The sequence below is a fragment of the Paenibacillus phyllosphaerae genome (assembly GCF_014192105.1).
In the GTDB taxonomy this organism is placed as follows: Bacteria; Bacillota; Bacilli; order Paenibacillales; family Paenibacillaceae; genus Paenibacillus_Z; species Paenibacillus_Z phyllosphaerae.
Window position 1 is genome coordinate 423,180 of sequence record NZ_JACHXK010000003.1, and the last position, 25,015, is coordinate 448,194.

The 25,015-nt window shown below is 54.1% G+C and carries 28 protein-coding genes; all 28 read left to right on the forward strand.

The genetic code is table 11. From position 1 onward, the window contains the following. Window positions 1-62: 62 nt before the first annotated feature. Window positions 63-1,523: an SPOR domain-containing protein gene (locus FHS18_RS09570; protein WP_183599398.1), complete on the forward strand. Its 1,461-nt coding sequence runs from the start codon at window positions 63-65 to the stop codon at window positions 1,521-1,523. A 73-nt stretch (window positions 1,524-1,596) separates the two neighbouring features. Further along, window positions 1,597-1,839, forward strand: a complete 243-nt coding sequence (locus FHS18_RS09575; protein ID WP_183599400.1) for a DUF4321 domain-containing protein — start codon at window positions 1,597-1,599, stop codon at window positions 1,837-1,839. 43 nt (window positions 1,840-1,882) lie between these two features. After that, the gene (locus tag FHS18_RS09580; protein WP_183599402.1) at window positions 1,883-2,515 is read left to right on the forward strand and encodes a Maf family protein; all 633 of its coding nucleotides are present in this window, start codon (window positions 1,883-1,885) and stop codon (window positions 2,513-2,515) included. 31 nt (window positions 2,516-2,546) lie between these two features. After that, a complete protein-coding gene (gene radC, locus FHS18_RS09585) occupies window positions 2,547-3,236 on the forward strand; it encodes a RadC family protein (RefSeq protein ID WP_183599404.1) in 690 nt (229 codons plus the stop codon). 44 nt (window positions 3,237-3,280) lie between these two features. Then, window positions 3,281-4,312, forward strand: a complete 1,032-nt coding sequence (locus tag FHS18_RS09590; RefSeq protein ID WP_183599406.1) for a rod shape-determining protein — start codon at window positions 3,281-3,283, stop codon at window positions 4,310-4,312. Between the two features lie 119 nt (window positions 4,313-4,431). Next, on the forward strand, window positions 4,432-5,307 hold the full coding sequence (gene mreC / locus FHS18_RS09595; RefSeq protein ID WP_246427547.1) for a rod shape-determining protein MreC: 876 nt from the start codon (window positions 4,432-4,434) through the stop codon (window positions 5,305-5,307). Next, the gene (gene mreD / locus FHS18_RS09600; protein WP_183599408.1) at window positions 5,304-5,828 is read left to right on the forward strand and encodes a rod shape-determining protein MreD; all 525 of its coding nucleotides are present in this window, start codon (window positions 5,304-5,306) and stop codon (window positions 5,826-5,828) included. The genes mreC and mreD overlap by 4 nt, the downstream gene beginning before the upstream one ends. 69 nt (window positions 5,829-5,897) lie before the next feature. Beyond that, on the forward strand, window positions 5,898-6,557 hold the full coding sequence (locus FHS18_RS09605) for a septum site-determining protein MinC (protein WP_183599410.1): 660 nt from the start codon (window positions 5,898-5,900) through the stop codon (window positions 6,555-6,557). A gap of 64 nt (window positions 6,558-6,621) precedes the next feature. Then, on the forward strand, window positions 6,622-7,413 hold the full coding sequence (gene minD, locus FHS18_RS09610) for a septum site-determining protein MinD (RefSeq protein WP_183599412.1): 792 nt from the start codon (window positions 6,622-6,624) through the stop codon (window positions 7,411-7,413). Window positions 7,414-7,420: 7 nt separating this feature from the next. Continuing rightward, the gene (locus FHS18_RS09615) at window positions 7,421-8,593 is read left to right on the forward strand and encodes an FtsW/RodA/SpoVE family cell cycle protein (RefSeq protein WP_183599414.1); all 1,173 of its coding nucleotides are present in this window, start codon (window positions 7,421-7,423) and stop codon (window positions 8,591-8,593) included. 185 nt (window positions 8,594-8,778) lie between these two features. Next, window positions 8,779-9,759, forward strand: coding sequence for a M23 family metallopeptidase (locus FHS18_RS09620; RefSeq protein ID WP_183599416.1), 981 nt, complete (start codon window positions 8,779-8,781; stop codon window positions 9,757-9,759). Further along, complete coding sequence (locus tag FHS18_RS09625; RefSeq protein WP_183599418.1) at window positions 9,752-10,636, forward strand: site-2 protease family protein; 885 nt, start codon at window positions 9,752-9,754, stop codon at window positions 10,634-10,636. Before FHS18_RS09620 ends, FHS18_RS09625 begins: the two co-directional genes overlap by 8 nt. 47 nt (window positions 10,637-10,683) lie before the next feature. Next, window positions 10,684-11,931, forward strand: a complete 1,248-nt coding sequence (locus tag FHS18_RS09630) for an Rne/Rng family ribonuclease (RefSeq protein WP_183599420.1) — start codon at window positions 10,684-10,686, stop codon at window positions 11,929-11,931. A gap of 201 nt (window positions 11,932-12,132) precedes the next feature. Further along, window positions 12,133-12,444 (forward strand): 50S ribosomal protein L21, encoded by a 312-nt coding sequence (gene rplU / locus FHS18_RS09635; RefSeq protein WP_183599422.1) that lies wholly within the window; start codon window positions 12,133-12,135, stop codon window positions 12,442-12,444. Between the two features lie 18 nt (window positions 12,445-12,462). Further along, the gene (locus tag FHS18_RS09640; RefSeq protein WP_183599424.1) at window positions 12,463-12,801 is read left to right on the forward strand and encodes a ribosomal-processing cysteine protease Prp; all 339 of its coding nucleotides are present in this window, start codon (window positions 12,463-12,465) and stop codon (window positions 12,799-12,801) included. Window positions 12,802-12,821: 20 nt separating this feature from the next. After that, window positions 12,822-13,130 (forward strand): 50S ribosomal protein L27, encoded by a 309-nt coding sequence (rpmA, locus tag FHS18_RS09645; RefSeq protein ID WP_183599426.1) that lies wholly within the window; start codon window positions 12,822-12,824, stop codon window positions 13,128-13,130. A 182-nt stretch (window positions 13,131-13,312) separates the two neighbouring features. Continuing rightward, window positions 13,313-14,050: a Spo0B domain-containing protein gene (locus FHS18_RS09650; protein ID WP_183599428.1), complete on the forward strand. Its 738-nt coding sequence runs from the start codon at window positions 13,313-13,315 to the stop codon at window positions 14,048-14,050. A gap of 13 nt (window positions 14,051-14,063) precedes the next feature. Further along, entirely contained in the window at window positions 14,064-15,386 is a 1,323-nt protein-coding gene (obgE, locus tag FHS18_RS09655; protein ID WP_183599430.1) for a GTPase ObgE, read from the forward strand. Window positions 15,387-15,634: 248 nt separating this feature from the next. Next, window positions 15,635-16,072, forward strand: a complete 438-nt coding sequence (locus FHS18_RS09660) for an ACT domain-containing protein (RefSeq protein WP_183599432.1) — start codon at window positions 15,635-15,637, stop codon at window positions 16,070-16,072. Between the two features lie 24 nt (window positions 16,073-16,096). Beyond that, window positions 16,097-17,383, forward strand: a complete 1,287-nt coding sequence (locus FHS18_RS09665) for a homoserine dehydrogenase (RefSeq protein ID WP_183599434.1) — start codon at window positions 16,097-16,099, stop codon at window positions 17,381-17,383. 44 nt (window positions 17,384-17,427) lie between these two features. Further along, a complete protein-coding gene (gene thrB, locus FHS18_RS09670) occupies window positions 17,428-18,399 on the forward strand; it encodes a homoserine kinase (RefSeq protein ID WP_183599436.1) in 972 nt (323 codons plus the stop codon). Beyond that, the gene (gene pheA, locus FHS18_RS09675) at window positions 18,396-19,268 is read left to right on the forward strand and encodes a prephenate dehydratase (RefSeq protein ID WP_183599438.1); all 873 of its coding nucleotides are present in this window, start codon (window positions 18,396-18,398) and stop codon (window positions 19,266-19,268) included. Before thrB ends, pheA begins: the two co-directional genes overlap by 4 nt. Before the next feature lie 170 nt (window positions 19,269-19,438). Beyond that, the gene (locus tag FHS18_RS09680; protein ID WP_183599440.1) at window positions 19,439-21,313 is read left to right on the forward strand and encodes a LysM peptidoglycan-binding domain-containing protein; all 1,875 of its coding nucleotides are present in this window, start codon (window positions 19,439-19,441) and stop codon (window positions 21,311-21,313) included. Window positions 21,314-21,452: 139 nt separating this feature from the next. Then, window positions 21,453-22,142 carry a BofC C-terminal domain-containing protein gene (locus FHS18_RS35140; RefSeq protein ID WP_183599442.1) on the forward strand — a complete coding sequence of 230 codons (690 nt, stop codon included), beginning with the start codon at window positions 21,453-21,455 and terminating at the stop codon, window positions 22,140-22,142. Window positions 22,143-22,308: 166 nt separating this feature from the next. Continuing rightward, window positions 22,309-22,812 (forward strand): crossover junction endodeoxyribonuclease RuvC, encoded by a 504-nt coding sequence (gene ruvC / locus FHS18_RS09690; RefSeq protein WP_183599690.1) that lies wholly within the window; start codon window positions 22,309-22,311, stop codon window positions 22,810-22,812. Further along, window positions 22,809-23,444, forward strand: a complete 636-nt coding sequence (ruvA, locus tag FHS18_RS09695; RefSeq protein ID WP_183599444.1) for a Holliday junction branch migration protein RuvA — start codon at window positions 22,809-22,811, stop codon at window positions 23,442-23,444. The genes ruvC and ruvA overlap by 4 nt, the downstream gene beginning before the upstream one ends. Before the next feature lie 20 nt (window positions 23,445-23,464). Next, window positions 23,465-24,484, forward strand: coding sequence for a Holliday junction branch migration DNA helicase RuvB (gene ruvB / locus FHS18_RS09700; protein ID WP_183599446.1), 1,020 nt, complete (start codon window positions 23,465-23,467; stop codon window positions 24,482-24,484). Window positions 24,485-24,528: 44 nt separating this feature from the next. Beyond that, a complete protein-coding gene (locus FHS18_RS09705; RefSeq protein ID WP_183599448.1) occupies window positions 24,529-24,984 on the forward strand; it encodes a thiol-disulfide oxidoreductase DCC family protein in 456 nt (151 codons plus the stop codon). Window positions 24,985-25,015: the final 31 nt, after the last annotated feature.

The following is a 25,015-nucleotide window of genomic DNA, read 5'->3' on the forward strand; positions in this document are numbered from 1 at the left end:
GTTCTAAATCTCTCAACTCTACCATAATCTTTACTAGAGTATGTGGACAAGGAGAGAGTGACATGAATACAAAAGCACGCATTACGTACCGCTTCGATAAAGAAAATGGAACGCTTGAGAAGCGAAAGCAAGAGCAAACAGAACGCGCTCAGTCGCCGAATGTCGTGCCGTTCGTTCGTGAAGAAATGAAATTTACGCAGCAGATCGAGTCGTGGAAGAGTCCGTTTCAAGACGATGCATACGCCTTGGAGAAGCTGATCCGTGAATCCGATGGCGTTATTGCAGCAGACGCTCGAGCGCTGCCGCTTAATATGGAGCATGACGAGATACCGGTTCATCTGGAAGTGCCGTTAGTGGAAAAAGCGAGCCAAACCTTCGTGCAGCCTGAACTGTCTGTACGTGAAGTGCCCCTCGGACCTGAGCTGGATGACGAAGAGATTCAGCTGGGAGCTAAGGAGCGCGAGCTCATTCCGCTTGGCGACGAGTGGATCGAAACTTCGCCGCAGACGGACGCTTATAAGCCGACTCTTCCGAACCTATTAGAGTCGGAGCAGACAGGACCGATCATCGATTCTGAGGTATTAGCCAAGGAAACAGCCAAACCAAGAGGCTCTTTCATGAGCAACACGCCGTCGGTTTATCGCTCCCATCGCGGACCTTCCTGGCTCAAAGTTTTCGCTTCCGTAACGGGGGCAGTGGCGACTGGCGCGTTGTTCGGTTACCTGGTTCTGGCCCTCTTCACGAATGGAACCGCAGCCAATGAAAACACGGGTACGCTTCCGGCAGCCGGCAATGGTCAGGCCGTTGTGTCTTCGGATGGGACGAGTAGCGTCGATCCCGCACCAGCCACGCAAGACGGAGGGGGGGACACCGGTCAAACGTCCACTAACATACCAACCGGGAACAATGCAGCAACCACCCAGGTGACCGTCAATGTGCCGGCGATTTCCTATTCCATGCTTCAATACGGCGTATTCAGCAACAAGCAAGGGATGGAGGCGGCTGTAACGGAGCTAAGAGGCAAAGGGCTTGCAGCATCCTCGTATGCCGCTGGCAGCGATTATCGGGTTTATGCCGGCATCTCGTCAGATCGTGAGGGGGCTGCGGTGATCAAAGCGCTCGTCCCTGAGATTGAGGTTTATATCAAGCAAGTGGATATTCCGGCGCTTACGAGCGTGGCCTATAAAGGCAAGGCAGAAGAGGCGCAAGTCTTTTTTGACCAGTCAACGGCACTAATAGGGGCACTGAACGCTTATTCGTCCGGCCAGTTAATCCAGCAGCCGGTCAGTGCGTCTGAATGGCAGTCTATCTACAAAGCATGGTCGGCCGCAGCAGCAGTTATGGATAAGGGAATGGCAGATGAGGCTGGACAGCAAAGGCTGCAGCAGCTGACATCCGCATTACAGTCTGGCGCGAATTCGGCAACAGCTTATCAGAAGGAGCCGTCTGCCGCTGAGCTGTGGGCGATTCAATCTTCGATCATGGATTCAGTTTTTGCGCTTCAATCCTGGCCCGGCAGATAACCTTGGATTGTAAAGCAAAGCATTCATCGCTTATAATGATGGAGTGTCAAATTATGGCGAGGGACGTAGGAAGATGAAGAAAAATTTTTGGATGCTGCTGCTCTTTATCGTACTCGGTTTGCTGACCGGCACGCTCGTCGCGCGCTGGCTGGAGCCTGTTCCTGGGCTTGCGTTTCTGACGCGGACGTCACAGGTAAGCTGGTCGCCTGCAGCAGACTTACTGGTACTTAGCTATGACCTTACGATCAAGATCGATATCAGCCTCATTAGTATTATCGGACTAATTATCGCAATTTGGTTATACCGGAAAATGTAGGGAATCCTATCCATTATACAGCTGTTCAAGGAGTGCTTGCACGATGGCCGATCGTCGATTTACGAATACAACAGCCGTACGCCAGCTCGTACTGGCTTCCTCATCACCGCGCCGGCGGGAACTGGTCGGAATGCTCGGCCTCTCCTTGCCGGTTCTCGTTTTGTCGCCTGACTCGGATGAGTCCACGCCCGCGGATTGGTCACCGGTCCGGATCGTAGAGCAGCTGGCGCTGCGCAAGGCGAGGGCGGCAAGAACTTTGCTGCCGAATAGTGCGGACCGTGAATCGGTGATTGTCGGCGCGGACACGATCGTCGTGCTTCGCGGCGAAGTGATGGGCAAGCCTGTCGATGTTGCCGAGGCGCATCGGATGCTTAGCGGGCTGCAGGGGACGGAGCATGAAGTGTACACAGGCGTAGCTTGCATCCATGCCCGCGACGAATCTCAGGAATCCGTGTCGCACCGGCTCACGCGAGTGACCATGAAGACGCTGGACGACGCAGCCATTCATCGTTATATCGCAACAGGCGAGCCGATGGACAAAGCCGGCAGTTATGGCATTCAAGGCCGCGGCGGCGTGCTGGTCGAGCGTATTGACGGCTGTTATTTTAATGTTGTTGGTTTGCCGGTGTCTCTGTTGTCGGACATGCTGGCCGAATTCGGCGTAGACGTTCTCTAGGCTGGCATTACAGTTGAAGGTGGGAGAGGGCATGGAAGCGCATAGCCATGTGATGCGCGATATCCCGAGCGAAGACAGACCAAGAGAGCGCATGATGACTGCCGGGGCACAAGCATTGAGCCATGCAGAACTGCTGGCCATCCTGCTTCGTACAGGGACGAAGCGGGAGTCGGCCGTCCTGTTGGCTTCACGTATACTGAAGGAATGCGGCAGCCTGCGAGGGCTTGTCGATATGAGCGTGGAAGAGCTCACCAATATTCACGGCATTGGTCCGGCTAAAGCGATCCAGCTGTTGGCCAGCATTGAGCTGGGCCGACGACTGGCGCAGAGCCGGCAGGGCGAAGTCTATACGATTCGTAAGCCCCAAGATGCCGCGGATTATATGATGGAGGAGCTTCGTTACTTGAAGAAGGAGCATTTTGTCTGTTTGTTCCTCAATACGAAGAATCATGTGATTGGCAAAGAAACGTTGTCGATCGGTACGCTGAACGCGTCGCTTGTTCATCCAAGAGAGGTGTTTCGCGCCGCAATCAAGTGCAGCAGCGCCTCCATCATCTGTCTGCATAACCACCCTAGCGGCGACCCTTCGCCGAGTCCGGAAGATATCGCCCTTACCCGCAGGCTTCAAGAAGCTGGCGAGTTGATGGGAATCGATATTCTGGATCATGTCGTTATTGGAGATAACCGCTTCGTCAGTTTGAAGGAGCAAGGTTTGATGTAATATAATAAGTAAGATTGCCTGTCAATAGAAAGGAAGAGTTGAATATGTTTGGTGGCTCCAAAGATCTCGGGATCGACCTGGGAACAGCGAATACGTTAGTTTATGTAAGAGGAAAAGGCATCGTCGTCAGAGAGCCCTCTGTCGTCGCCTTGCGTACAGATACCAAAACCATCGAGGCCGTCGGCGAATCTGCCAAGAAAATGATCGGCCGGACGCCAGGCAACATTCGTGCTGTTCGTCCGATGAAGGACGGCGTTATTGCCGATTTTGAAACAACGGCAACGATGATCAAATATTTCATTCGCCAAGCGCAAAAGGCCCGTTCGGTATTCCCGCGACATCCGAACGTTATGGTGTGCGTACCGTCGGGGATTACCGCGGTTGAACAACGTGCGGTTAAGGATGCAACCGAGCAGGCTGGCGCGAAGGAAGCTTTCACGATCGAGGAGCCGTTCGCAGCTGCCATCGGCGCGGATTTGCCGGTATGGGAGCCGACCGGCAGCATGGTCGTCGATATTGGCGGAGGCACCACTGAAGTTGCGGTCATCTCGCTCGGCGGGATTGTAACGAGCCGTTCCATTCGCGTTGCAGGCGATGAGATGGATGAAGCGATCATCCAATACATCAAGCGGATGTACAATCTCATGATTGGTGAGCGTACGGCTGAACAGCTCAAGATGGAGATCGGATCGGCACTGGCAATGGAGAAACCGCAGACGATCGAGATTCGCGGACGCGACCTCGTAACCGGCCTGCCGAAGACGCTGCCGATTTCGTCTGAAGAGATTGCCGAAGCACTTGCCGATACGGTCAATTCCATCGTCGATGCTGTGAAGGTAACATTGGAGAAATGTCCGCCTGAGCTGTCGGCCGATATCATGGACCGCGGCATCGTATTGACGGGCGGCGGAGCGCTGCTGAAGAATCTGGATAAACTGCTCTCCCGCGAGACAGGGATGCCGGTTATTGTTGCCGAGAATCCGTTGGACTGCGTTGCAATCGGTACTGGGCGCGCATTGGACAACATCGATCTGTTCAAGACACGCGGAGGTCCGGTTTCCCGTTCCAAACGTTAAACATCCGATATTGGCGCTATCAGCTTGTGTTTCCCCTCCCTCGCGGTGAGGGGGAACACAAGCTGACAGCCTTGGGGAAACGGTTGATGGAAACGAAAAGTGGGCGGGTGAACGAATAATTGTTTAATTGGATGCGCAACAGACGAATCATTGTGCTGATGATCGTAGTCGTCTTGTTCGTTGCTGTGATGGGGTTCTCGATTAGTGACCGGAAGAAGTTGACGTGGCCGGAGAACTTCATCCTAGACGCATCCGGTGTTGTGCAGCACTGGTTCTACAAGCCCGCTGGTTACATAGCGGGCTTCTTTGAAGATATCGCCAATCTGCGTCATCTCTATCAAGAGAACGAGGAGCTGCGCAAGACGGCTGCGGCCTATGCGCGAGACAAGAACAAATATAATTTTATTGAGCAGGAGAACCAACGCCTGCAAGCAGCGCTTGGGTTTACGGAGCGGCAGAAGAATATGTATGACTATCGTTATTTGATCGCGCAAGTCATCGCGGTGGATAATAGCCCGATCAATCAGACGATTCGCATTAATCTCGGCTCTAAGGACGGAATCACGACGGATATGGTCGTGGTGTCGATCGATGGTCTTGTCGGCATCGTGAGCAAAGTCGATCCATTCTATTCGAATGTCATGCCGATTACGCAGCTCGACGAGAAGTCGTCGGTCTCCAAGTCCATAGCGGCAACGGTCAAAGGCAAAGAACTCTTGTCCTTCGGCATGGTAGACAATTACGACCAAGAGACCGGGATGTTGTCGATGTCCCGTATCGCAGAGACCGATCCGCTTGCAGAGGGCGACACGATCATCACATCCGGCCTAGGCGAAGTATTCCCTAAGGGGATGGTCATCGGTACGGTCAAATCGCGCCAAGTCGGAGACTATGGCTTGACTCATACTGCATTAATTGATCCTGCGGCAGACTTCGAGCACTTGACCGAAGTATTCGTCGTGGAAGTGCCGAACGCGAAGGAGAGCGCACAATGAGTCTAACGAGGATTGTTCTCATTATGCTGCTCTTCTTCTATGCGGAAGGCACTATTTTCTATTGGCTAGTGCCTGACATATGGACCAACCGCCTTGTTCCGCACTTTGCCCTTGCGTTCGTACTTTTCGCAGCGCTGTATAGAGGACGGCATACGTCGCTTTTTCTTGGATTTGCGTTCGGCTTTCTTCAAGACATCGTATTCTATGATAAAATCTTAGGCGCGCATGCTTTTGCCGGAGCGCTAGTCGGTTATTTGACCGGTCTCTTAATGGAACGCCGGAGAAGCACCATGCTGATGGCCTTGACGATGATCAGCCTATCGACTTTTGTTTATGACAATGTCGTCTTCTTTATCTATCAGGTCTTTCGGTTGAACCATCTGGATTACGATTGGGCGCTGGTCAGCTTTATGCTGCCAAGCGTATTTCTTCAATTGGGGTTTTCTTTGCTTATCTATGTGCCGGCCAGACGCTGGTTCGAGAATATCGGCGTAAAGAAATCGGAAGAGAAAGAAGAATAGCTGTTCAGCAAGCAGGAATCGGCGCGTCTTGGCAAGAATCGTATACTAGAGAAAGAGGGAGGGACGGGCGTGACCGAAAAGCAGCATATTACGATCAAAGGCGTAAAGGAAGGACTCGTGTTTCTTCTCGACGACGCCTGCGATTTTTCCGCATTACTGGCTGAACTTCAATACAAACTGGAAAAGTCGCATCAACAGCTGCTGACAGGTCCGATCGTTCATGTCCAAGTCAAGCTAGGCGCACGTGTTGTCACCGAAGAGGAGAAGGAACGAATCAGGGCGATCATACGCGCACGCGGCAATCTGCTAGTGCAGTCGATTGAAGGGGAAGCACCGCCGGTTCCTGTGGTGGATTCAAGAGAGAATCTGAAGATTCTTACCGGCATAATCCGCTCGGGTCAAACGGTTGAGCACGATGGCAATTTACTGCTCATGGGAGATTTGAACCCAGGCGGAACGATCCATTGCACAGGAGATATCTATGTGCTCGGCGCGCTCCGCGGGCTAGCTCATGCAGGCAAAGACGGGCGAGAGGACGTTGTCATTGCAGCTTCGTTAATGCGTCCTACCCAGCTTAGGATCGGTGAGGTCATCAGCAGACCCCCGGACGAGTGGATGACGGGGGATGCGATGATGGAATTTGCGTATTTGAATGAAGGCGTGATGCAGATCGAGAAGATGACTCATTTGAACCGTCTGCGCAAAGAGCCGTTACTATTTCGGGTATAGCTTCAAGCCGGGCAAGAAGGCTGCAGCTGTGAGGATTACGAATTTGCAGTAAGGAGTGTCTGCCATGGGAGAGGCGATAGTAGTTACATCGGGCAAGGGCGGCGTCGGCAAAACGACGACTTCGGCCAATTTGGGTACAGCATTGGCATTGCTCGGTAAAAAGGTGTGCATGGTGGATACGGATATTGGCCTGCGCAACCTCGATGTCGTCATGGGTCTGGAGAACCGGATCATCTATGACCTGATCGATGTCGCCGAAGGACGCTGCCGATTAGGGCAAGCGCTTGTGAAGGATAAGCGCTTCGACGAGCTGTACATGCTTCCGGCAGCTCAGACGAAGGATAAACACGCCATCACGCCGGAGCAGGTGCGGGATATTATTCTTGAATTGAAGAAGGACTATGATTTCGTCATTATCGATTGCCCGGCGGGGATCGAGCAGGGCTTCCGTAATGCGATTGCGGGCGCGGACAAGGCGATCATCGTGACGACGCCCGAGAACGCTGCCGTCCGCGACGCTGACCGCGTCATCGGTCTGCTGGAACAGGCAGGCATGCCTGCACGGCTTATTATTAACCGGATTCGTGCAACGATGGTACGCTCGGGCGAGATGCTGGATATCGATGAGATTTGCCAAGTGTTGGCCATTGATCTGCTCGGCATCGTACCAGACGACGAGCGGGTTATCAAAGCGGCTAATTCTGGCGAACCGACTGTCATGGATCCGTCTTCGCGAGCGGCGATCGCCTATCGGAATATCGCGCGCCGAATTCTGGGGGACATGGTCCCGCTTATGCCGCTTGAGGATAAAACAGGCGTCATGAAACGATTCCGGAAGTTTCTTGGAATAGGATGATTCAGCAGTGCTCTTAAAACTTAAAAAAATCGACTGGGGCATCATCGTCATTCTGATGCTGCTGATGGTGGTCAGCACCTTGCTCGTACGCAGCGCCACCTTCGGCAACCCGGGTTACAGCAGTTACGATACGAAGACGCTTATCTTCTATGGCATTGGATTTGTGGCAGCCGCTGCCGTTACGTTGTTCGATTACCGGCTCTTGCTCAAAGGCTGGTACTACTTGTATGGATTCGGCATTGTCATGCTGGTCGTCGTTTATTTCACTGCGGAAGAAATTAACGGAGCCCGCAGCTGGTTTCAGCTGCCAGGGGGCCTGCAATTCCAGCCGGCAGAGATGGTTAAGATCATCCTGATCATCACCATTGCGTATTTAATGGGCCGAAGGCAAGGCGATCCGCTGCGCGTGCGTTCGGATTTGCTGATCGTAGCGGCCTTCTCGTTCGTCCCGTTCGCGTTGGTCATGATCCAGCCGGATCTAGGGAACGCGATCATCTACTTGATCATCGTATTGGGCATGCTCTGGATCGGGAATGTCAGATATACGCACGTAATGATCGGTTTAACGATCGTCGTCGGCGGACTTATGCTGTTCGTCTTCTTGTTTAACCAGTACAACCAGCAGATTCACGATTTTCTGCAAGAGAAAGAGAAGATTCACTGGTATGAGCGGATTAATGGGTTCATCAACCCGGAATCAGCCTCCGACAAGGAAGTGTATCAAGCGAACAAGGCGAAGATCGCCATTGGTTCCGGCGGTTTGACCGGAGACGGCTACATGAAAGGCGATTCCAAGAATCGTCGGTTCATTCCTTACCCGTATTCGGACGCCATCTTCGTCGTCATCGGCGAGGAGTTCGGCTTCCAGGGAGCAGCCGTGGTCTTGCTTCTGTACTTCTTGCTGATCTATCGGATGATCATTATCGCCTTCCACTGTTACGACATACGTGGATCGTTCATCATTATAGGGATCGTATCGATGTATGTCTTCCAGATTTTCCAGAATATCGGCATGATGATCGGATTGATGCCGATCACCGGGATCACGCTGCCGTTCATTAGTTATGGCGGTACTTCGCTACTGCTCAATATGCTGTGTATTGGGCTCGTATTCTCCGTAAGAGCCCACCAAGAGAAGTATGAGCTTGATCATGTAGCCGTTCAGCGGAATGCCCGCTGAGCGGTTTTTTGCATTCAGTTACAACCTTCCGCTCATCTGCGCGCCAAACATAAACAAGCCTCTCCTTTCATATACATGAAGCGAACAAGCTGATGCCTGCTCCGCGGCGAGGACCACGAGTCCGGGACAAGTCTGCGGGCATAGGCAAGCACTACATTTGACGCTAAGGTATGGAGGGATAATCAATGGGGGCAACAAACGGTGTCCGGGATCGGCGTCAAGAACGAATTCGTCAAATTATGGAGCAGCAGGCCAAGCGGCCCCAGGCGGCCGACGATCCGCCACCTATACATGTTGAGGGGCAGGGGCCAATATCATTAGCGGATTTGCCGATCATAGATTTGCCTATCGAAGATCAGCCGTTCACGGGGACGAGCCGCAGCAGGACCGGGCATACGATGTATACGGATCCGGAGCGGGCTTGGAAGGAGCGGCCAAGTCCTTGGGAAGAGACAGTTTCCTGGAGCACGGCTACGAAGCTCAAGGAGGTAGATCGCAAGCGCATCGATCCGGAAGATGGCTCGTACCCGCCTGATACGAACTCTAGTGCCGTGCTCAGAGGGTTGTTCATTCAGACCGTCATCGCCGTTGCATTATTCGCGATGGTGTATGGGGCCTTTAAGGTGGATCATCCGCTTGCGAAGCGTGGGCAAGAGGTCGTCACGACCGCATTGACCGATACGATTGATTTTGCGTCAGCGGCGGATTGGTACCGGCAAACTTTTGCAGGCGCGCCGTCCTTTATCCCGCTTTTTAACCAAGGTGGATCGAAGGATTCCGTTTATACCGAAGGCGAAATTGAACTGCCGGTATTGGCGCCTGTATCGGGAGGTTCGATCGTACGTTCCTTTGCGGAGACGCTCTCGGGTGTCGAGATCGCCGTCAAGCCCGGCGAGGCTGTTCAAGCAGCGGAGACAGGGCGTGTAACGCTCGTGACCGAAGATCCGCAGTCAGGTACTACGGTTGTCATTCAACATGCGAATGAACGGGTAACAATGTATGGGCATCTGAAGTCGTCTAGCGTTGCTGCCAACGATTGGGTGGAAGCGGGCCAGCAGGTCGGGAATTTGCAGGATGCGGCGGACAACGGGACGAGCCTATTGTTCTTTGCTGTCAAAGAGAAAGGAAAGTACGTCGATCCTGCCGGCGTCGTTCCGCTTGATTAAGTGGAAGGGGATTCGGTTTTCTGTCCATCCGTTGTTCGTACTTATTATGCTCGCTTCCGTCGCTACCGGGTATTTTACAGAGCTGATGACCCTCTTCTGTATTGTGCTAGTCCACGAGATGGGGCATGTCATCGTAGCCCATGGATTCGGTTGGACGATTCGGGAAGTGAAGCTGCTGCCGTTCGGCGGCGTGGCGGAGGTCGAAGACAGCGGCAGCGTTCCTGCTCGGGAGGAGGCGCTCGTCGCGATTGCCGGTCCGCTGCAGAATGTCTGGATGGCTTTAGCTGCGTGGGGGCTCGGACAGTTAGGGATCTGGCACGCGGAATGGACCGCTTACGTGATCTCGGCGAACGCGATTATCGCGTTGTTCAATTTGCTTCCGATTCTGCCGCTGGACGGAGGCAAGCTGATGCATGCGATGCTCAGCCGCTCGATGACCTATCACCGGACGCTGCGCTGGGGAGCGAGGATTAGCCTGGTGCTGAGCGGGTGCATGGTGCTGTATGCCGTTATTCCGTGGCTGCATGCCGGCGAGTCGGGCATTCAGCTGAATTTGCTGGTCGTCGGACTGTTCTTGTTTCTGACCAACTGGACCTATAACCGTCATATTCCATTCTTGTTCCTGCGTTTCCTGACCACCCGATCTGCTGCCTCCGGCCGACATTTGGTGAGAGGCGCATGGGCGCTTCCGATCATTGTGTCCAAGCGCCATACGGTTTCGTCCGCGCTGCGGATGTTCAAGCGGGACAGTTACCATCTGATCGTCGTGATGGAAGATCAGGGGCGGGTTCTCGCGGTTCTGCCGGAGCAGCAGCTAGTTAACGGGTATTTGGAGGACGGCAAGCCTGATCGTGCAGTTTACGACCTTTTCATGTAAAATAGTTCCTGTATGATAGAATGGGCAAGACAGGTGGTTGAGCTGCAATGAGACAAATGCTGGTGCACAGCGGGCGCGACTCGCTGCAAACTGCAATTCTGCAAGACGGTCGGCTTATGGAGTTCGACATGGAGAAGTTTGAAGCTGCCGGCAGACTGGTCGGCAGTATTTATAAAGGCAAAGTGATGAACGTGCTGCCGGGCATGCAGGCTGCCTTCGTGGACATCGGCCTGGCGAAGAATGCTTTTCTCTATATTGATGACGTTCTTCATCCGCATCTTGAACGGCAGCCGAAGGAGAAACCTCCGATTACGGATCTGTTGACGCGGGGGCAGGAGTTGATCGTTCAGGTCGTCAAGGAGCCGCTTGGCGGCAAAGGGGCACGCGTGACGACCCATTACTCGTTGCCGGGACGATTCCTTGTCTATATGCCTCATGCGGACTACATCGGCGTATCCAAGAAGGTGAACGGAGAGGCGGAGCGGGGAAGGTTGCGCGGTACGGCTGAAGCCATTCGGCAAGCCGGGGAAGGCATCATTATGCGCACGGCAGCAGGCGGGGAAGCGGTCGAAGCCTTGGAAGCGGATGTGGCTTTTCTCCGCCAGAGATGGCACAGCATCGAGCAGCAAGCAGTACATCACACGGCTCCGAGCGAGTTGCATCGCGAAGCGGGGCTGTCTCTGCGCATCGTGCGCGACTATCTGACTGCTGAAACCGACGAAATCTGGGTGGATGACCGGAATCATTATGCGGAGATGGAATTAATGGTGAAACAGATGGCACCGTCGCTTGCGCCGAGGCTGAAGCTGCATCGCCAGAACGGATCCGTATTCGATTATTACCGGGTGCGAGATCAGCTGCACGAAGCATTCGACCGTCGCATTCGACTTATCAGCGGGGGCGATCTGGTCTGGGATACGACGGAGGCGCTGACGGTCATTGACGTCAATACGGGCAAATACGTTGGGACAAGCCATCTGGAGGATACCGTCTTCCGGACGAATATGGAAGCAGCCGAGCAGATCGCAAGACTGCTGCGCCTGCGCGATACTGGCGGCATTATCATCGTCGATTTTATCGATATGGAGCTCGAAGGCCATCGCGAGGAGGTGCTTCGGCGACTGGAATCGCTCGTGAGGCTCGACCGAACGAAGTGTCAAATCGTCGGCTGGACGCGCCTCGGTTTGCTGGAGCTCACTCGAAAAAAAGTACGCGAACATGCGAGTTCGCACCGGTTGGAGACATGTCCGATTTGCAAAGGCAAAGGAAAAGTGCAAAGTTCGCCGCAAATCTAGTCATAATTCGGGCTATAATGGTCGATATTAGTAGAATAGCTGTTGCTAATGGGTTCTAAACTGTGTTACAATGCTCGAGTGCCTATGAAAGGTTCCTTTCTAGCACACATACCGCACAGAACAGGTATCAAGATCGATTTGCGTTATTCGCAAGCGGCACCTGTATCAGGCGAGTCTTCGAAACAAGGAGGTGCACCCACAATGTACGCAATTATCGAAACTGGTGGCAAGCAATACAAAGTTCAAGAAGGCGATGTTCTTTTCATCGAGAAATTGGACGCTCCAGAGAGCGGCACTTACACGTTTGATCGTGTACTGGCTGTTTCTAGCGAGAACGGTCTGGTAACAGGTACTCCGGTCGTATCCGGCGCAACTGTAACAGCAACTGTCGAGAAGCACGGTAAAGGCAAGAAAATTATCGTCTTCAAATATAAGGCGAAGAAAAACTACCGCCGTAAGCAAGGTCATCGTCAACCGTATACAAAAGTAACAATCGGCAAAATCCAAGCTTAATCGCAAGGATGATGCGAGATGATTACAGTTACGATTGTACGATCGGCGGATGACAACCGAATTACATCTTTTGCGATTACGGGACATGCTAACTTTGCGAAACGCGGCCAAGACATTGTCTGCGCCGGCGTATCGACGGTTTCGGTAGGAACGGTGAACGCGATTGAGGAGTTGACCGGCGTAGCCCTTCCGGCTTCCATGAAGAGCGGCTGGCTGCAGTCGGACATTCCGCTTCAAGCGGATGATTCGGTGAATGAACGAATACAACTTTTACTGGAATCGATGCGAGTTATGCTCCAATCGATTGCAGTTTCCTATCGGAAATATGTTGAGGTTCGTGAACAATCTCAATCTTAGGAATAAAGGAGGGAAAAACCATGTTGAAACTGAATCTTCAGCTTTTCGCTTCCAAGAAGGGTGTAGGTTCCACGAAGAACGGTCGTGACTCGCATTCGAAACGTCTTGGCGCTAAACGTGCTGACGGTCAAGCGGTAACGGCAGGAAGCATCCTCTTCCGTCAACGCGGAACGAAAATTCACCCAGGCAACAACGTTGGCATCGGTAAAGATGACACGCTGTTCGCATTGGTGGAAGGCGTTGTTAAGTTTGAACGTTGGGGACGTGACCGTAAGAAAGTCAGCGTCTACCCGATCGCAGTTGCTCCGGTAGCGGCAGCAGTTGAGTAAGGAACAAGCGAACGCCCCGGTCCTGGTTGCAGGGCCGGGGTTTTTTGCCGCTTACGGGCAGTGCATGCGATGACGCGCAAACTGTGCTCCTTTTGACCAACATGCCACGGGGAGTGAACTTTGCGCGCCATCGTGCTATACTGGTGAGGTCAAGGAAAGAACAGGAAAGTAGGGCAGTATGGATGAGTCGCTTATCGTCGGTTAAGCTGTATGCTGCTGCATCTATTGTACTCCCTGCAGCAGCGGTAATTGTTTGGCGATCGGAGCTATGGTTACTGGCTGTCTTCATCGTCTGGAGTATAATGGCAGCCGCGATCTGGATCTGGTGCGAGCGCAAGGAGCAGGCCGAGCGGACAGCCCGCACGATCCATGCCCTTCAATCCGCATCCGTGCGGACGCTCAATCACCATCGCCATGATTGGATGAATGATTTGCAGGTCTTATACGGATATATCCGCCTACAGAAGATGGATAGAACGATTCAGTACGTGGAACAGATAAGAGAAAGAATGACGGAGGAAAGCAAGATTGCCAAGCTGGGCATTCCTGCCCTCATTGCTTTTATACAATCCTTCCGAACACTGACGAATGCGCTCACGCTTGATGTGCGAATCGAAGGGGAACTCAACCTTTCTGAGCTCCCGCTCGACAGCGACAAGCTTGCGCATACCGTGATGGATCTGATCAATTTGTACCGCTTCGCCAACAAATCGACCGGCGGCGAAGCTTCTCAGCTCATCGTCACCTTCGTAAGGGAGGAGAAGTCGCTTCTCGTTACCTACGAACTTATCGGTGAAGTGAACGATGTGGCGGAATGGCAGCAAGGATGGAAACAGCGAATTAAAGGAACGATGCTCGCTCCAATCGGAGGCGAGCAGTCTACGGAGCGGCTGCAGCTTGCGGCTAAGCTCGGAAATTGAACGGAGGACTTACATGTTTGTAGATAAGGCAAAGATATTCGTAAAAGGCGGCGACGGCGGGAACGGAATCGTATCGTACCGTCGGGAGCTGTATGTTCCGAACGGAGGCCCGGCCGGCGGTGACGGGGGCAAAGGCGGGGACGTTATTTTCCGCGTAGATGAAGGCTTGCGCACACTGATGGACTTCCGCTATCAGAAGCACTTCAAAGGAGAGCGCGGCGAACGCGGCAAAGTGAAAGGCATGCATGGTGCCGGCGCAGAAGATATGGTTGTACGGATTCCGCCGGGAACGATTATCGTCGACGAGGATACGCAGGAAGTGCTGGCGGACATGACTCGCCACGGTCAAGAAGTTATTATCGCGAAGGGCGGACGCGGCGGACGCGGCAATATGCGTTTTGCGACGACGAGCAACCCCGCGCCAGATTTCGCCGAGAACGGCGAAGAAGGTCAGGAACGTTGGGTTATTCTCGAGCTGAAGGTTATGGCAGACGTCGGTCTTGTCGGCTTCCCGAGCGTAGGGAAGTCCACGCTGCTCTCCATCGTATCGGGCGCGAAGCCGAAGATCGGCGCGTATCATTTCACGACGCTATCGCCGAATCTTGGCGTCGTTGACGTCGGCGACAGCCGCAGCTTCGTCATGGCGGATCTGCCGGGTCTCATCGAAGGTGCTCATGAAGGCGTCGGCCTTGGTCATGACTTCCTGCGTCACGTCGAACGGACAAGGATCATCCTGCATGTCATCGACATGTCCGGTTCGGAAGGGCGAGACCCGTTCGAGGATTGGGTGAAGATTAACGAAGAGCTGAAGCTCTATAACCCGATTCTGGCGGAACGTCCACAAGTCATTGTGGCGAATAAGATGGACATGCCCGATGCTGAAGCGCACCTTGAGATGTTCCGCGAGCAACTGGCGGGGCATGAGGGCGGACAGCAGTATGAAATCATGGCCATGTCCTCCTTGACCAAGCAAGGCGTCCAGGAACTGTTGTATAAGGCGGCGGACCTGCTTGAGACCGTGCCGGAGATGCCGCTCTTGGAAGAAGTGAAGGATGTCGCCGAGCGTAAGGTGTATACGCTCGAGAAGAAGGAGGACACCTCCTTCAAGGTACGCCGCGAGAACGATTGGTTCGTCGTCGAGAGCGAGGCGATCGAGAAGTTCATGAAACGGATTAACCTGACCTCCTACGATGCGGTCATGCGTTTTGGACGGACGCTTCGCAAGATGGGCGTCGACGAGGCGCTGCGCAAGATCGGCGCGAAGGACGGCGATCTGGTTCACATCGGCGAATTCTCGTTTGAATTCTTTGAAGGCACCGATTATTTTTACGAGTAAGCGAAGTAGAAGCTGCTCTTGTATATCCGGTTTACCGGTATGCAAGGCGGCTTTTTTTTGATTGATTCGGCTAATCGGCTTCCAAGATCTCCGAATTTTCGCCGATTTACGGTAACTTTTTTTCCTACTGGGAGCCCTTTCCGTTATAATAGGGGCATTATGCAGCAATCCACCTATTGCCGCTGAGCCGTTTATCCGCTATAATGTCCACTATAAGTGTACAGATGTCTTTATTAGGAGGACGATCAGTGTCGGAACGATATTTTGTCGTTCGGGAGGACATTTTGCCGGAAGGAATCGTGAAGACGATTCAGGTGAAAGAGATGCTCCAACGCGGCGAAGCAGCGACCGTCCACGAGGCCGTGGAGCGCGTTGGTCTTAGCCGCAGCGCCTTTTACAAATATAAAGACGGTGTCTACGCGTTGAACCAGCTGAAGCGGGAGCAGATCGTAACGATATCCGTTGACCTGGAGCATCGCGCCGGCTTGTTGTCCAAAGTGCTCGGATTAGTAGCGGAATCCGAGGGCAATGTGCTGACGATTCACCAGTCCATTCCGCTGCAAGGATTCGCTAACGTCGTTATTTCCGTTGATACGTCGCCAATGAGCGGGACGCCTAATGAGTTGCTCGAGAACATGCGCAGTCTCGCGGGCGTGCGCAAGGCGTCAATCATCGGACAAGGATAATTGAAGGAAGATGGAGGAGAACTAATGAAACCGATCAAAGTAGGCTTGCTTGGCCTTGGTACTGTTGGTACAGGGGTCGTTCGTATTGTGGAAGGCCATCAAGAGGATCTGCAAAGCCAGGTGGGCTCGCCGATCGTCATCGAGAAAGTGCTCGTGCAGAATAAGAGCAAATCGCGCGGCATTCATGTGAACCCGGATAAACTGACCGAGGATCCATGGGATATCGTGAACGATCCGGAGATCGACGTTATCGTCGAAGTAATGGGCGGCATCGAGAATACAAGAACTTATATTCTTGAGGCGCTCGCTCGCGGCAAGCATATCGTAACGGCGAATAAGGATCTGATGGCCGTGCACGGTCCCGAGATTCTGACCAAGGCGCACGAGCATGGCTGTGACGTCCTCTATGAAGCAAGTGTCGCCGGCGGTATTCCGATCATTCGTACGTTGATCGAAGGTTTCTCTTCGGACCGGATCACGAAGATTATGGGCATCGTGAACGGCACGACGAACTTCATCTTGACGAAGATGAGCAAGGAAGGCGCGGCTTATGACGTGGTGCTGAAAGAAGCGCAAGAGCTCGGTTATGCCGAAGCTGATCCGACCTCCGACGTTGAGGGACTCGATGCCGCTCGCAAAATGACGATTCTGGCGTCCCTCGGCTTCCGTTCCGACGTATCGCTCGAAGATGTCGATGTGAAAGGCATCTCGAAGGTCAGCCGCGAGGATATCGCTTATGCGAAGCGTCTTGGTTACGAGATGAAGCTGCTCGGGATCGCTGAGCGCCAGGATGACTATATCAGCGTCGCGGTTCAACCTACGATGGTCAAGAACTCCCATCCGATCGCTTCCGTTAACGGCGTGTTCAATGCCGTATACGTATACGGCGAAGCGGTAGGCGAGACAATGTTCTACGGTGCGGGCGCAGGTGAGCTGCCGACGGCGACCTCCGTTGTCGCTGACCTGGTAGCCGTGGTCAAGAATCTCAGACTCGGCGTGAACGGCAAGCAGCTGACGCTGACCTACAAAGAGAAGAAGCTGAAGACGGACGAACAGATCGCCTCCAAGTATTTCTTGCTTCTGCACGTGGATGATCGTGCAGGCGTACTCGCGCGCATTACGCAAGCATTCGCGGAGTTCGAAGTGAGTCTGGAGTCGGTTGTCCAGCAGCCTAATGCTACGCTCCCTGAGGCGGAGATCATTATCATTACGCATGATGCCAGCAAAGCGGCTGTGAATAAGGTTCTGGCTGCATTCGAATCGATGGACGTCGTCAAGAGCGTCAAGAGCGTCTATCGCGTAGAAGGTTAACCGCAAGAGCAGCAGTTATTCACAGGTTGGAAGGTGAAATAAAGATGTCTGAGCGTCACGTACTAGTTAGAATCCCGGCGAGCACGGCGAATTTGGGACCAGGCTTTGATACCCTGGGCATGGCGTTATCGCTGTATGCTTGGCTGGAGATGAGCATCTCGCAATCCGGTGAAACGACATTCGATCTCCACGGGATGGATGGCGTGCCTCGCGATAAATCCAATTTGATCTATAAAGTCGCTCAGCTTGTATTCGAGGAAGCTGGCGTCGTAATCCCTGAGCTGCACATAGCGATGTACAGCGAGATTCCGCTTACGCGCGGATTAGGGAGCAGCGCTTCGGCGATTGTCGGGGCTTTGACTGCGGCGAACGCTTTGATTGGCAATGTGCTGTCTAATGACCGTCTATTCCAGATTGCAACCCAGCTGGAAGGGCATCCCGACAATGTCGGAGCCTCCTTGTTCGGGGGCATCGTGGTCTCGGCCTGGGATGGCAAGCGTGCGGAGCATGTAAGGCTCGAGCCTCCTCAGGAGCTCGACGTGTTGGTCGCCATTCCGAACTTCCAGCTGTCCACCGAGAAGGCCAGACATGCGCTGCCGACCGAGATCTCGATGAAAGACGCGGTATTCAACGTTTGCAACAGTTCCTTGCTGGTAGCCGCATTCGCCAGCGGACGGCTGGATTTGATCCGGCATGCGATGCGAGATCGGCTTCATCAGCCATACCGGGCGGCACTCATTCCTGGCATGGCTGCGATTCTGGATCAGGCTTGCGAGCATGGCGCCTTAGGCGCAGCGCTCAGCGGCGCCGGTCCTACCCTGCTTGCATTCTCGGCAGCCAGCAGCACGAGCAAGCCGCAGCTTGAGAGCTTCCTGCAAGATACGCTCCTAAGCGAAGGGATCACATCGACGATTCAGTGGCTGCGTCCGGATCTGCAAGGACCGCAGGTGACAGTACGGGAACAGCATGACGGCCTGTCCTTCATGGATCGCATTAAAGGAGAAATCGTTTCATGATTAAAGTAGCTCTGCTGCCGGCTGGCTCGGTTTCGGACGAAGCAGCCCGTTATTTGTTCGCCGGCCAAGAGGCGCAGTATGTCTATCATAAGCTGATTGCCGACGTGTTCGTGTCGACGGACAACGGAACGACGGATTACAGCATCATTCCGATCGAGAATACGATTGAGGGCTCCGTCACGCTACATAGCGATTGGCTGGTCCATGAGGTCGACCTTCCGATTCAGGCGGAATGGGTGTACCCGTCCATCCAGAATCTGATTGGACATCAAAGCGAGCTCACGAGCGGGCAAGGCGAACTGGATTACAGCAGAATCGTAAAAGTGCTCAGCCACCCGGTCGCCATGGCGCAATGCCAGCAGTACTTGAAGGAGAATCTGCCGCATGCGGATCAAGAGCATGTGAGCAGTACGGCCGAAGCGGTCCGGATCGTTCGCGATAATCCCGGCCTGGGCTGGGCGGCAATCGGGACGACGATTGCGGCCGGCAACAACGGGCTGCAGGTATTCGATCGCGGCGTAACCGATCATGATAATAATTTCACTCGGTTCCTATTGGTGGGGGATCGGCCATTTACCGAGCGCACATCGGACGCACATAAGACAAGCATTCTGGTCACGTTGCCGGAAGACTTCCCGGGCGCGCTGCATCAAGTGCTGTCTGCCTTCGCATGGCGGAAGATCAACTTGTCGCGGATCGAATCCCGTCCGACGAAGAAGAAGCTCGGCACGTACTATTTCTTTATCGATATTAATCTGTCGATGGAGTCTGTGCTGCTGACGGCGGCCATTGCCGAGATTGAGGCGCTGGGCTGCCAGGTCCGCATTCTGGGCAGTTATCCAAGTTTCACCTTTACGACAGCTGAATAAGACAGGATTGACGGTTGAAGAGCACGGCTTTCGCTATCGGCGAGACGGGCTCTTCATTTTTTTTTGCCCCGGATGGGCGACACTCGCCTATTTCCTGCATAGGATGTAAGGATAAACAACGGGCATTTGCCTGTTGCGAACGTATGAGAGGCGCTAGGAGGTAAGTGCGAGTGAAAATCCATATCGTCAAGAAGGGCGACACGCTGTACTTCATTGCCAAGAAGTACAATGTTCAGCTGGAGGAAGTGCTGAAGCTTAACCCGAACATAACGGATCCGAATGAGCTTGAAGTTGGGCAAAAGGTTAAGGTGCCGACATGGAAACCGGTCCAGGTCGACATCATGCATCAGCATGTCGTCAAGCAGGGGGATACGCTGTGGAAGCTGTCCAAGGCTTGGGGCGTTCCGCTCAGCGACATGATTAAGGCTAACCCGCAGTTGAAAAACCCGAACGTGCTGTTGACCGGCGAAGTCGTTAACGTTCCGAAACCGGGCTCGCCGATCGTTGTGCCTGAGATCGAGAACGGCGCACATCCAGGCAGTACGCATCATCATCCGTTGCATCCGCTATCTGTCATGCAGGGCGTGCAAGGTCTGGTGAACAAGATTCCGACAGATGTACTGCCTTCCATCCCGTTCGTAGGCAAAAAGTCGACCGCGCCGATCGCCGGTAAGGCGGATACCTCCCCGATTCCGGGCAAAGCAGATACGGCTCCAATCACAGGCAAAGCCGACACCGCGCCTATTCCGCTGCCGACACCTGTGCCAGAGCCTGAACCGGCCCCTGTGGAAGAGCCTGTAGCTGAAGCGCCGGTCGAAGAGGTACCTGTCGTTGAACCGCCGGTCCAACTGCCGATCATCGAGATCGAGCTGCCTATCGAGAAGCCGAAACCGACCTATGGCTATGGAGTACCGCAAGAGATGAAGCCGACTTATGGCTACGGGCTACCGCAAGAGAAACCGACCTATGGATACGGGCTACCGCAAGAAACGAAGCCGTCTTATGGCTATCAGGCGCCGCATGAACACGAGAAGCATATTGATCTGTTCCAACAATATGGAATACCAGCTACGGAGGTCTTGGCGCTTCAGGAGCTGCCGAAGTATCCGGAGGAGAAACCGGCTAGTCATGGGTACGGATATGGAGGTCCGACTGCGCCTGTGCAGCATGGCCATCACGGATATGGTTACGGCCCGCAAGCTCAGCCTACCTATGTGAGCCCTGCAGAGGAAGATGATTGCCCTCCTACAGGATTGGGAGCATCGACGCTTCCATGGGGAGCTCCGGTGCCGATTACGCCGCCGCATGGATACGGTTATGAAACTTCCGCGCCTGCCGACAATGCGGGATACGGCAGCGGTTACGGCTATGGCTCGGGCCATGTTTCGCCGATCGAGTATGGCGGTCACACCGGATACGGCGATTATAACCCGACGGTATCGCCAACGGAGTCAGGCCATGCAGGCTATGGCTACGGTGAGACATCCACTGGCTCGATTAATTTAGGTCATTACGGATATGGTCAACCGACAGCTTCGCCGGTCGATCATGCGCAACACGGTTATGGTCACGGACCGACGGCTGTTTCCCCGCAGGAGACAGGGCATTATGGTTACGGTTATGGTCCGACATTGGCTTCGCCGGTCGAGTCGGCTCATCATGGCTACGGCTATGGCTACGGGCACGGGGGCCAATCGCCGATCGAAGCGCCTCATGGCGGATATGGTTATGACGCGCACAATGTCGCACCTCAAGCTGCCGGACCATGGGGCGTTCCGACGTACGGCTATTCCGGATATGGCCAAATTTCGCCGCTCCAAACGCTCGAAGTCAGCAAAAAGCTGGACGATTGCGGATGCGGCGATAATAGGGAAAAAGAGGCTGAGGTTCAGGCCGAAGACGATTTTGAATTAAAGCTGGATCTGCCGCAAGCAAGCCACAAGCCGGCGCGTAAACCGGTCAAGAAAGCGGCCGCCAAGACCCGCTCCTCGCGTTCTTCGCAATCGAAGCGCCACGGTGCAAGCCTGCCTTGGATTAACCGGTAATGCAACAGAGACTTCGACCTGCTGCTTAATAAGCGGCAGGTCTTTTTGCGTTGAAGATGCAACTTGCAGGTTATTCATGCATAATTCCCCAATAGGAGCGGGACACTAGCAAAAAAGGAAAAAAGGGGTGCTTTCGCAGGTGGTGAAATTTAGCCTTTGGAAGCAATTGAAGAAACGGCTTCGCCGTAGCCGGCGTCCGACCTGGTCGCTAGGATGTTTAGCTGCTTTTTCCATGCTCTATGCTGCACATACAACCTATGCCGATGTTGTCTATATTCCCGTTGAACATTCGGAGGCCGCGAATTCGAATTACGACGAAGAACAAGAGCAAGAGGCGGGGCAAAAGCTGCAGACCCGCAGCGTCATCGACAAGCTCGCGAGCGGCATGGAGCCGTTCGCCGTCGTGGTGAAACGAATTTACTTATGCGGCGAGGAGCAGCAGACACTCGGTCGGATGACAGGTCACGAGACGCTGCGACTTCTGAAGGAACATCCGGGATGGACGGCGGTGCTGGAAAAAGACGGGACCGTCGTCATGCAGCAATGGATCGATGATTTGTCGGATGCCTGCAAGGAGTCCGCAACCTTCGGGGTAGACAAGAGCGGGAACCTTTCCTTGTTCGACGGACCGCCGAAAAAGGAGAAGGTGCTGCGTACCTTTTTTCAGCTGGACGTCAACTTCATGGAGAGCAGCTTGCCCAAGGAACAGGTCGAACAATTGACGACCGGCATCCGGGTCACGGATAAAGACGAGTATAACAGCGTGCTGTCGACTTTCAGCGATTATGCGGTCGGCCGCAGTGAACGCGTAATGAAATCCACCTATTAACTGTTGCGAAGAGATGGCGCTCCAAGCCGTCTCTTTTCTTTTTTGCCGCAGAACGGGGGATCGCTTGCATTCGAACGTCTCACACGTGTTCTCATATAGGCGAACATTTGCTATAATGGAGTAGCCATTTTGGGAAGCGATACGTTGGCGTGAGGAGAGAAGGTTGTTGCGCGTACTAGGCATTGACCCCGGGATTGCGATCGTGGGGTTCGGATTCATTGATAAAATAGGCAGTAAGCTCGTTCCTGTTCAGTACGGCTCCATCCAGACCGAGGCGCATACGCCGCAGGAAACAAGGCTGCTGCAGGTATACGATTCTGCATGTGCACTTATGGATAAATACAAGCCCGATACGGTTGCCGTCGAGAAGCTGTTCTTTAACAAGAACGTAACCACGGCTTTTTCGGTCGGTCAGGCAAGAGGCGTCATTATTCTCGCTGCCGCTCAGCGGGGATTGCCCGTTACCGAATATACGCCGCTGCAGGTTAAGCAAGGCGTCGTCGGCTATGGCAAGGCCGAGAAGCGCCAAGTTCAAGAGATGGTACGGATGCTCTTGAAGCTGTCGGCCGTCCCGAAGCCCGATGACGTTGCGGACGCGCTCGCAGTGGCGATTTGCCATGCGCATTCATCGGTTCTTACTCAAAAAATAAACGAGGTGAACAGACCGTGATCGACTATGTTAAAGGTCGGGTCGTCCATCTGGATACGGAATATATCGTCGTGGACGTTCGCGATATCGGGTATCAGGTGTATACGCCCAATCCGTATCAATTTGCCAAGCATGATGAGGCCATAACGGTCTACACGCACCATCACGTTCGCGAAGACGCGACCTTGCTGTTCGGTTTTGCGACGCGCGAGGAGCAGCGCATGTTCCGCACCTTGCTGGACGTATCCGGGATCGGTCCGCGGGTAGCGTTAGGTATCTTGGCAGGAGGTAAGCCCGACGCAGTCGCAGCCGCGATACGCCAAGAGAACATATCGTTCCTGACCAAACTGCCGGGCATCGGCAAGAAGACGGCGCAGCGGATGATCCTCGATCTGAAGGACAAACTCGAAGCGGTGTCGGGCGGCTTCAGTATCACAGCCGACGGTGTTGCCTTCGATACGCCGCAGCCGGCATTCGAAGTTGCGGGTGAAGGCGGCATCGCATGGCGCGAAGCGAGAGAGGGACTTAGCGCCCTCGGGTATACGTCGGCCGAGCTGGATCGGGCTTGGCAGGGAATGAAGGATAAAGTAACGCCGGATGAGACGGTGGACGCGCTTATGAAGCGAGCGCTCGGACAACTCTTTAAAGGTTAAATTGAAAGGGGGATGAGCATATGGATGATCGGATAATATCCGCTAATCTGATGATGGAAGATCAGGCAGTGGAGCTTAGCTTACGTCCCCGCTATCTGGCCGAATATATCGGCCAGTCGCAAGTGAAAGAAAACTTGAAGGTATTCATCGAAGCGGCCAAGCTGCGCAAGGAAGCGCTCGATCATGTTCTGCTGTACGGTCCGCCGGGGCTCGGGAAGACGACCTTGTCGAACATCATCGCCAACGAGCTCGGCGTCAATCTGCGCACGACGAGCGGTCCTGCGATCGAACGGCCTGGAGATTTGGCGGCGCTGCTGACCAATTTGCAAGAAGGGGACGTTCTCTTCATCGACGAGATTCATCGCTTGCATCGGACGGTAGAAGAGGTGCTTTACCCGGCGATGGAGGATTTTGCCCTCGATATTATGATCGGCAAAGGCCCAAGCGCCCGCTCGGTAAGACTGGATCTTCCGCCATTTACGCTGATCGGAGCGACGACTCGGGCAGGCCTGCTATCCGCGCCGCTTCGAGATCGCTTCGGCGTCGTCAGCCGTCTCGAGTTCTACAAGATCGACGAGCTGGCTTATATTGTTTCGCGCGCCTCTGAGATATTCGGCGTCGATATTATGGGCGAGGCCGCCCGAGAGATTGCGATGCGCTCCAGAGGAACGCCGCGGATAGCCAATCGACTCTTGAAGCGCGTTCGCGATTTTGCCCAGGTTAGAGGCGACGGGATCGTCACGCATGACCTTGCTCGTTATGCGCTGGAACTCATTCAAGTCGATCCGCTCGGTCTTGACCAGATCGATCACAAGATGCTGCTGGCCATGATCAACAATTATCGCGGCGGCCCGGTCGGACTGGACACGTTGGCAGCAACCATCGGCGAAGAGAGCCAGACGATCGAAGATGTGTACGAGCCATACCTGATGCAGATCGGTTTCCTGCAGCGCACGCCGCGGGGGCGGATCGTAACGCCTCAGGCTTACCAGCACTTAGGGCTGCCTATACCGCAACAGCCTGGCAGCGGGGATAACTAGACTGAGCAGCGGCGAAGCATGTGCGAGGAGGCGACACGGGAGCCATGAGTCGACATAATCAAGAGCTGCTCGTCCTCTATGACGGCAATTGCAACTTGTGCTTGAATGTCGTCCGCCAGATCCGCCAACTTCGCGTTCGGGCAGATCTTCGATTCATGGCGGTTCAATCTTTGCGGAACGAAGCGGTGGATCTGAGCCGCATCGCTGAACCTGCTCGAACCTGGTTGCTTGGAAGCGGTCATGAGCAACTGCTCGATCAGTTGCATATTGTCGACCCCTACGGGAATATCGAGAAAGGCGCTGCTGCCGTCATACGGATCCTGCAGAACGTGAAAGGATTCGCTTGGTTGAACGGGCTATACCGGGTGCCGGGTCTTGGCCGTGCAGCAGAGGCCTTGTACCGGTTCATCGCCAAACGAAGATATGCTTGGTTCGGAACCGTAGATGCGGGATGCAACGGGTCTTGCCGAACAAAGACAAGAATGAATGAGAATAATTAAGCCGCATGGCTGACAAGGAGGAGGGCGATCC